This is a genomic window from Oryzibacillus soli, from assembly GCF_051594765.1.
Taxonomy (GTDB): Bacteria; Bacillota; Bacilli; order Paenibacillales; family NBRC-103111; genus Paenibacillus_AR.
Map to the genome: position 1 here is coordinate 272,171 of NZ_JBPPGJ010000009.1, position 7,765 is coordinate 279,935.

Annotated in this window: 4 protein-coding genes; all 4 read left to right on the forward strand. The window is 57.2% G+C overall.

Annotated features, from left to right (window positions below; all coding sequences use genetic code 11):
* Positions 1–166 precede the first annotated feature (166 nt).
* The gene (rseP, locus tag ACSEXW_RS14780) at positions 167–1,423 is read left to right on the forward strand and encodes an RIP metalloprotease RseP (protein ID WP_438446929.1); all 1,257 of its coding nucleotides are present in this window, start codon (positions 167–169) and stop codon (positions 1,421–1,423) included.
* Between the two features lie 21 nt (positions 1,424–1,444).
* Entirely contained in the window at positions 1,445–2,893 is a 1,449-nt protein-coding gene (gene proS, locus ACSEXW_RS14785) for a proline--tRNA ligase (RefSeq protein ID WP_438446930.1), read from the forward strand.
* A gap of 167 nt (positions 2,894–3,060) precedes the next feature.
* Entirely contained in the window at positions 3,061–7,386 is a 4,326-nt protein-coding gene (locus ACSEXW_RS14790) for a PolC-type DNA polymerase III (protein WP_438446931.1), read from the forward strand.
* A gap of 174 nt (positions 7,387–7,560) precedes the next feature.
* Positions 7,561–7,765 (forward strand): IS200/IS605 family transposase (tnpA, locus tag ACSEXW_RS14795; RefSeq protein ID WP_438446932.1); only part of this gene is annotated, 205 nt, incomplete at its 3' end.

The following is a 7,765-nucleotide window of genomic DNA, read 5'->3' on the forward strand; positions in this document are numbered from 1 at the left end:
AGTGAATAAGCATCCCCCATAACGGCATATAAGTGGAATAGGGGGAAGGACTTGGGCTATCGGCGGCCTCGCTTGTGTTGGCTTCCGGATTAATGGTAAATTAAGCATAGGCGCCAAGCAGCCGTCGCATCCTTCGGATCAACCCGAACCAAAAGGGGGAAGAAGATTGTCCAACGTCCAAATCGGTATACAGATCATACTCATGTTCTTCTTGCTCGTAACGCTGCATGAATGGGGCCACTTCTATTTCGCCAAACGGGCGGGAATACTGGTCAGGGAATTCGCCATAGGCTTCGGACCGAAGCTGTTCTCATACAAGAAGGGGGAGACCACCTATACGCTCAGGCTGCTCCCCATCGGCGGATATGTGCGCATGGCCGGAGAGGATCCGGAGATCGTACAAGTTTCCGCGGGACAAACCATCGGCATCCGTCTGAAGAACGACCGGATCACCCATCTCTATCTGGACCAGCTGGACCAGAGATCCCAGTCGATCCAGGGCGAGGTGGAAGCCATCGATCTGGAACGGGAGCTGTTCGTTCGCATGATTGTGGACGGTGAATCGGTTCGATTCCCTGTAGAACCTCATGCGTACATGGTCGCCCGGGGCAAGGAAACCCAGATTGCGCCCTGGGACCGCCAGTTCGGAAGCAAAACCGTCGCCCAGCGGGCCATGTCCATTGCGGCGGGGCCGGTGATGAACTTCCTGCTCGCCTTCCTGCTGTTCCTGATCGTGATGGTGATGAACGGCATGCCGACCAACGTCAAGCTGGGCAAGGTGGAGGCGGATAGCCCCGCCTATACAGCCGGCCTGAAGGAAGGCGACATCGTACTGGAAGTGAACCATACGGCCATCGGAAGCGACTCCGGCAAGCTGTCGGAATTGATCCAAGCCTCGAAGGATCAGCCGATGATGTGGATCATCGAACGCAACAAGGAGCAGATGCAGAAGACGCTGACGCCGAAGCAGATGGAGGATAAGGTCCGCGTCGGCATCACCCTGACGTACGACAAGCGCAGCGTAGCGGTCGGGGAGGCCATCTCCGGCGCTTGGGATCAGATGGTGTTCGTAACTCAGAATATCCTGGTCGGATTCAAGCAACTTCTCTTCGGCCAGTTCAAGATGGATGATCTGGGCGGACCGGTCCGGATCGTAGAGGTATCCGGCCAATTCGCAAGCGCAGGCTTGGCCCCGATGATCTCGTGGTCTGCGCTGCTCAGCCTGTATCTGGGCATCTTCAATCTGCTGCCCTTCCCGGCATTGGACGGAAGCCGGCTGGTCTTCCTCGCTGTGGAAGCCGTCAGGGGACGTCCTATTGACCCGAACCGGGAGAGCATCGTGCACTTCATCGGCTTCGCCATGCTGATGCTGCTGATGATCGCAGTGACCTATAACGATATATTACGGCTTATTCAGGGATAATGTTTGGAGGGTTCAATCTTCATGGCCAACGAGAAGCAGTTTGTTAAAGAAATCACCCCCCAGAGCGAGGACTTCTCGCGCTGGTACATCGACGTCATCAAGAAAGCGGATCTCATGAGCTATTCGCCGGTCCGCGGTTGTATCGTGTTCAAGCCGGACAGCTACGAGATCTGGGAGAACATCCAGCGGGAGCTCGACCGCCGCTTCAAGGAGACCGGACACCGCAATGCCTATTTCCCGATCTTCATCCCCGAGAGCTTCTTCCAGAAGGAGAAGGAGCACGTGGAGGGCTTCAACCCGGAGCTGCCGTGGGTAACGGAAGCCGGCGGCGAGAAGCTGGAGGAGCGTCTGGCCATCCGCCCGACCTCCGAGACAATGATCGGGCATATGTATTCCGAGTGGATCAATTCCTACCGGGACCTGCCGCTGCTCATCAATCAATGGGCCAACGTTGTGCGTTGGGAGAAGCGGACCCAGCCATTCCTGCGCACCAGCGAGTTCCTGTGGCAGGAAGGCCATACCGCGCATGAGGACGAGGCGGACGCCCGTCGTGAGACCATGCAGATGCTCGAGATCTACCGGGACTTCGCTGAGAACTTCCTGGCCATTCCGGTTGTCGTCGGACAGAAGACGCCTTCGGAGAAGTTCGCAGGTGCCGTAGATACCTATTCTATCGAAGCGATGATGAAGGACGGCAAGGCGGTACAGGCCGGCACCTCCCACTATCTGGGAACCAACTTCGCTGTCGCCTTCGACATCAAGTATCTGGACCGCGAGAACCAGCATCAGTTCTGCCACACCACCTCCTGGGGCGTCAGCACTCGTCTCATCGGCGCCTTGATCATGGTTCACGGTGATGACCGGGGCTTGGTTATGCCGCCTAAGGTGGCGCCGACCCAAGTCATTATGATTCCGATCGGTCCGCCGAAGACACGGGACCAGGTGCTGCCGCGGGTTAATGAGCTGTATGCCGAGCTGAAGCAAGCCGGGGTTCGCGTCAAAGTGGACGACCGCGAGGGACAAAGCCCGGGCTGGAAATTCAACGAGTACGAGATGCGCGGCGTTCCGATCCGGGTGGAGCTGGGACCCCGCGATATGGAAGCCGGCCAGATGGTTCTGGTCTCCCGCGTAAGCGGCGAGAAGAAGATCATCAAGCAGGAGGACTTCGTTCAGGAGGTCCAAGCCATGCTGGAGGAGATCCACACCCAGATGTACGAGAAGGCCAAGCAGTTCCGGGATGAGAACCTCACCAGCGTCGATACGCTGGACGAGTTCAAGGCATTCCTGGAGGAAAAGCGCGGCTTCGCTTATGCAGGCTGGTGCGGTTCCGACGCCTGCGAGGCACAAGTCAAGGAAGAGACCGGAGCCACCAGCCGGAACATTCCGTTCCAGCCGGCCGTCACCAAGAGCACCTGCGTGTGCTGCGGTGAACCGGCCAAGCATACCGTCCTGTTCGGACGGGCTTATTAATCCGCAAGCGCGAAACGAGGCTTGCCTCCGATGTTGGAGGCGGGCCTCTTTTTCATCATAAGGAACGATTGCCCTTCTATTGGGACTTGACGAACCCTGTCGTAGACAGGAAAATAGAAAGGCAGTCCTCCCCCATAGCGGGGAAATGAGGGGGATCGTCACATAAGATGTCCAAGCGCAACCGTTTTGAGCTCTTGTTGCAGCATGCCCAGATTCCGGCCGACGTGGCGGAAGGCTATTTCCATGACGGTTACATAGACATGGTCGAAACCACTCGTTCCAACCGGGAATGGACCTTCCACCTGGTCAACGGGACTCTGGTGCCGAAGGATATATACCGCTCCTTCATGAAGATGCTGCGCGACAAATTCGCCCACATCGCCGCCGTTAAGGTCGTCATGCATTATACGGAGAACCTCTCCCATGCAGACATTGCCCATGAATATTGGAGCCTGTTCGTGGAATGGGTCCAACGCGAGGTCGCTTCGGTCAACGGATGGCTGGGCAAAGCGAAGATGGAAGCCGAAGGCACGGTGCTCCATATAACCATGCTGGACCAGTTCGGTATGGAACTAGCAAAGAAGAAGCAGATCGACGAGCTGGTGAAGTTGTTCTTCGACCGGTATTTCGCCCGTTCGTACCACGTCAAGCTGAAGGTCAACGAATCCGCCGAGTTGAAGGAGCAGGTCTACGAGCAATTCGCCCAGCAGATCTCGGAGGAAGGCAAGACCGTCACCCAGGAGATCATCACCTCCATTGAGAAGGAAGACGAAGCCTCCAAGGGCTCCGATGCGGAGCTCAAGCTGATGGTGGGCTACGATATTAGGGAAGAAGCCGTTCCTCTGCAGCAGATCCGCGAGGAGGAGAAGCGGGTCGCCATCCAGGGTATGGTATTCGGCCTGGAGACCAAGGAGCTGAAGACCGGTACGGTTCTATACAGCTTTAGCATTACCGATTACACCGATTCTCTGGCCATCAAGGCCTTCGCCAAGACGAAGGAGGACCAGAAGATCTATGCGCTCATCACCAACGGCAAATGGCTGAAGCTCCGGGGCAAGGTCGAATATGACCGGTTCCAGAACCCGCCGGAGCTGATGATGATCCCGCAGGACGTGAACGAGCTGGTACCCCCGGCCGAGAGGAAGGACCAGGCAACGGAGAAGCGGGTGGAGTTCCACCTGCATACGAACATGAGCACCATGGACGGCATCAATACCATCGACGATTACGTCAAGACCGCCGCCAAGTGGGGGCATAAGGCTATCGCCGTAACCGATCACAGCGGGGTGCAGGCTTTTCCGGATGCGGGGAAGTCAGCTAAGAAGCACGGCATTAAGGTGATCTACGGCGTAGAGGCCAATGTAGTCAACGACTCTGTGGCCATCGTTATGAATCCCGAGCCCCGCCCGTTGCGGGAAGCGGAATATGTGGTCTTCGATATCGAGACCACGGGCCTGTCCATCATCAATAACAAGATCATCGAGCTGGCCGGGGTCAAGATGCGGGATGAGAAGGTGATCGACCGGTTCTCCACCTTCATCAATCCCCATGAGCGGATCCCGTACAATATTCAGCAGCTGACCAGCATAACCGATGAGATGGTGCAGGACGCTCCTGAGCTGTCGGAGATGCTGCCGAAATTCGTCGAGTTCGTAGGGGACGCCGTCTTGGTCGCCCATAACGCCCGGTTCGACATGGGCTTCATTCAGGAGAATCTGAAGCGGCTGGGTCTTCCGGTATTCCCGAACCCGGCGCTGGATACGCTGGAGATGGCCAGGCTCCTGCTCCCTAACATGAAGAACCACCGGCTCAACACGCTGTCCGACCGTTTCAAGGTCAGTCTGGAGAATCATCACCGGGCCGTGGATGACGCGGAGGCGTTAGGCTACGTGCTGTACCATCTGATTAAGGAATCGGAGAACCAGAGCATTACCAATCTGGCACAGCTGAACGATTATGTGGGCAAGGACTTGTCGAACCAGCGTCCGTTCCACTGCTGCATCTATGCCCGCACCCAGGCGGGCAAGAAGAATCTGTACAAGCTGATCTCCATGTCCCATACGGAGTACTTCCACCGGGTGGCCTGCATTCCGAAGAGCAAGCTGGTGGAATACCGGGAGGGACTGCTCGTCACGTCCGGGTGCGAGAAGGGCGAGTTCTTCGAGACCGTCCTGAACAAGACCGTGGCGGAAGCGGAGGTGGTTGCCCAATTCTACGACGTGCTGGAGATCCAGCCCATCGAGGTGAATATGCACCTGGTGGAGAAGGGGCTCGTCGGAAGCCGCGAGGAGCTGGAGCAGGCCGTCCGCCGGGTCATCGACATCGGCCGGAAGCTGGGCAAGCCGGTCATCGCCACCGGCAACGTGCATTATCTGCACCCCCGGGACAAGATCTGCCGGGACATTACGATCCAGGGCATAACCGGCTTCAGTCCGCTGAAGGACCAGCGGAAGCCGGACGTTCACTTCCGGACGACGGACGAGATGCTCAGAGAGTTCGCATTTCTGGGCGAGGAGCTGGCCAAAGAGGTGGTGGTTCACAATACCTCCAAGCTGGCGGACGAATTCGAGGAGCTGAAGCTGTTCCCGAAGACCGGCGGTCCCACGGACAACGGCCTCTTCTCCCCGATCATCGAGGGTGCGGAGGAGGAGATCCGGGAGAAGTGCTACGAGACGGCGCGCAAGCTCTACGGCGATCCCATACCGGAGCTGGTGACGGCCCGGCTGGAGAAGGAGCTGAAGCCGATCATCGGCTATGGCTTCTCCGCCAACTACCTGATCTCGGAGCGCCTCGTCAAAAAATCCAACGCCGACGGCTATCTGGTCGGCTCCCGGGGCTCCGTCGGCTCGTCCTTCGTCGCGACGGCGCTTGGAATATCGGAGGTCAATCCGCTGCCTCCGCACTATATGTGCCCGGCCTGCCAATTCAGCGAATGGTTCACGGACGGCAGCGTTCCGTCGGGCTTCGACCTGCCGAACAAGAATTGTCCGAACTGCGGCGGTCCGCTGAAGGGGGAAGGGCAGGACATTCCCTTCGAGACGTTCCTGGGCTTCAAGGGAGACAAGGTTCCCGATATTGACTTGAACTTCTCCGGCGAGTACCAGCCCCATGCGCATAACTATACGAAGGTGCTGTTCGGCGAGAAGAACGTATTCCGCGCCGGTACCATCGGCACGGTGGCGGAGAAGACCGCCTACGGCTTCGTAAAGAAATACGAGGAGGAGAAGGGAAAGAGCTGGAAGACGGCGGAGGTCTTGCGCCTTGCGGCAGGCTGCACCGGCGTCAAACGGAGCACCGGCCAGCATCCCGGCGGCATCGTCGTCGTGCCGGACTACATCGATGTGGAGGACATTACTCCGGTTCAATTCCCGGCCGATGATACGAGCGCCGATTGGAAGACGACCCACTTCGATTACCACGCCTTCGACGAGAACCTGCTGAAGCTCGATATTCTGGGACACGATGATCCGACCATGATGCGGATGCTCCAAGACTTGACCGGCGTGGATCCGACCTCGATTCCGATGAACGATCCGAAGGTCATGAGCATGTTCAACTCCGTTGACGCTCTGGGCGTAAGCCCGCAGCAGATCCGGACGACGGTGGCCACCTATGGCGTGCCGGAGATGGGCACCAAGTTCGTCCGGCAGATGCTGGAGGAATCCCAACCGAGCACCTTCGCGGACCTTCTGCAGATTTCGGGTCTGTCGCACGGAACCGGCGTATGGCTGGGCAACGCACAGGAGCTCATCCGCAACGGAACCTGTACGATCAAGACGGTTATCGGCTGCCGTGACGATATCATGTTATACCTCATCTATAAGGCGGGCATGGATGCGGGGCTGGCCTTCAAGATCACGGAGAGCGTGCGGAAGGGCAAAGGCCTGAGCGATGAATGGAAGCAGGAGATGAAGAACTGCAAGGTGCCCCAATGGTACATCGATTCCTGCGAGAAGATCCAGTACATGTTCCCGAAGGCGCATGCCTCGGCTTACGTCATTTCTGCCGTGCGGACCGCCTACTTCAAGCTGTATTATCCGATCCAATATTATGCCACGTACTTCACCGTCCGCGCCGAATCCTTCGATGTGGAGCTGTTCTGTCAAGGCTATGACGCCATCCTGAGCAAGCTCATCGAGATCGAGGAGAAGGGATTCCAGGCCACCACCAAGGAGAAGGGCATGGTGTCCATTCTGGAGATGGCGCTGGAGATGACGGCCCGGGGCTTCGGCTTCAAGCCGGTGGATCTGTACCGCTCGGATGCCACCCAATTCCTGGTGGACGGAGACAAGCTCCTGTTCCCGTTCGCAGCGGTGGACGGCATCGGCGAGAATGCGGCGAAGCAGATCGCTGCAGCGAAGGACGAGGGGGACTTCCTCTCCATCGAGGACTTCCAGCAGCGAAGCCGAGCCACCAAGACCATCGTGGAGCTGCTGAAAAACATGGGCTGCTTCCGCGGCCTGCCGGACAGCAATCAGCTATCATTGTTCTAATAGGAAGAAGAAGCCCTGCCGGATCGGCAGGGCTTCATTATTTTGTATAAGAAAACCCCCAGTTCGACTGGGGGTTCAGGAAGCTTATAGCTATGAGTAGTCAATCCTTTGAACTCGATGATAAAATTTTAGCCGGTCTGCCAACCGCTAAAAAGTATCGAAGGAGAACAAAGGATGGACAACAGCAGTCTAGCACACACGAAATGGAACTGTAAATACCACGTGATCTTTGCGCCCAAATATCGGAGACAAGTGGTATATGGAAAACTGAAAAGAGAAATTGGGAAGATCTTACGGGAGCTATGTGAACGAAAAGGAGTCGAAATCATCGAGGCAGAAGCCTGCCCGGATCATATCCATATGCTCGTAAGTATCCCAC

What these genes read in the sequence shown, in the direction of transcription:
- proS (WP_438446930.1), top strand. Translation starts at nt 1,445, where the DNA reads ATGGCCAACGAGAAGCAGTTTGTTAAAGAAATCACCCCCCAGAGCGAG.
- ACSEXW_RS14790 (WP_438446931.1), top strand. Translation starts at nt 3,061, where the DNA reads ATGTCCAAGCGCAACCGTTTTGAGCTCTTGTTGCAGCATGCCCAGATT.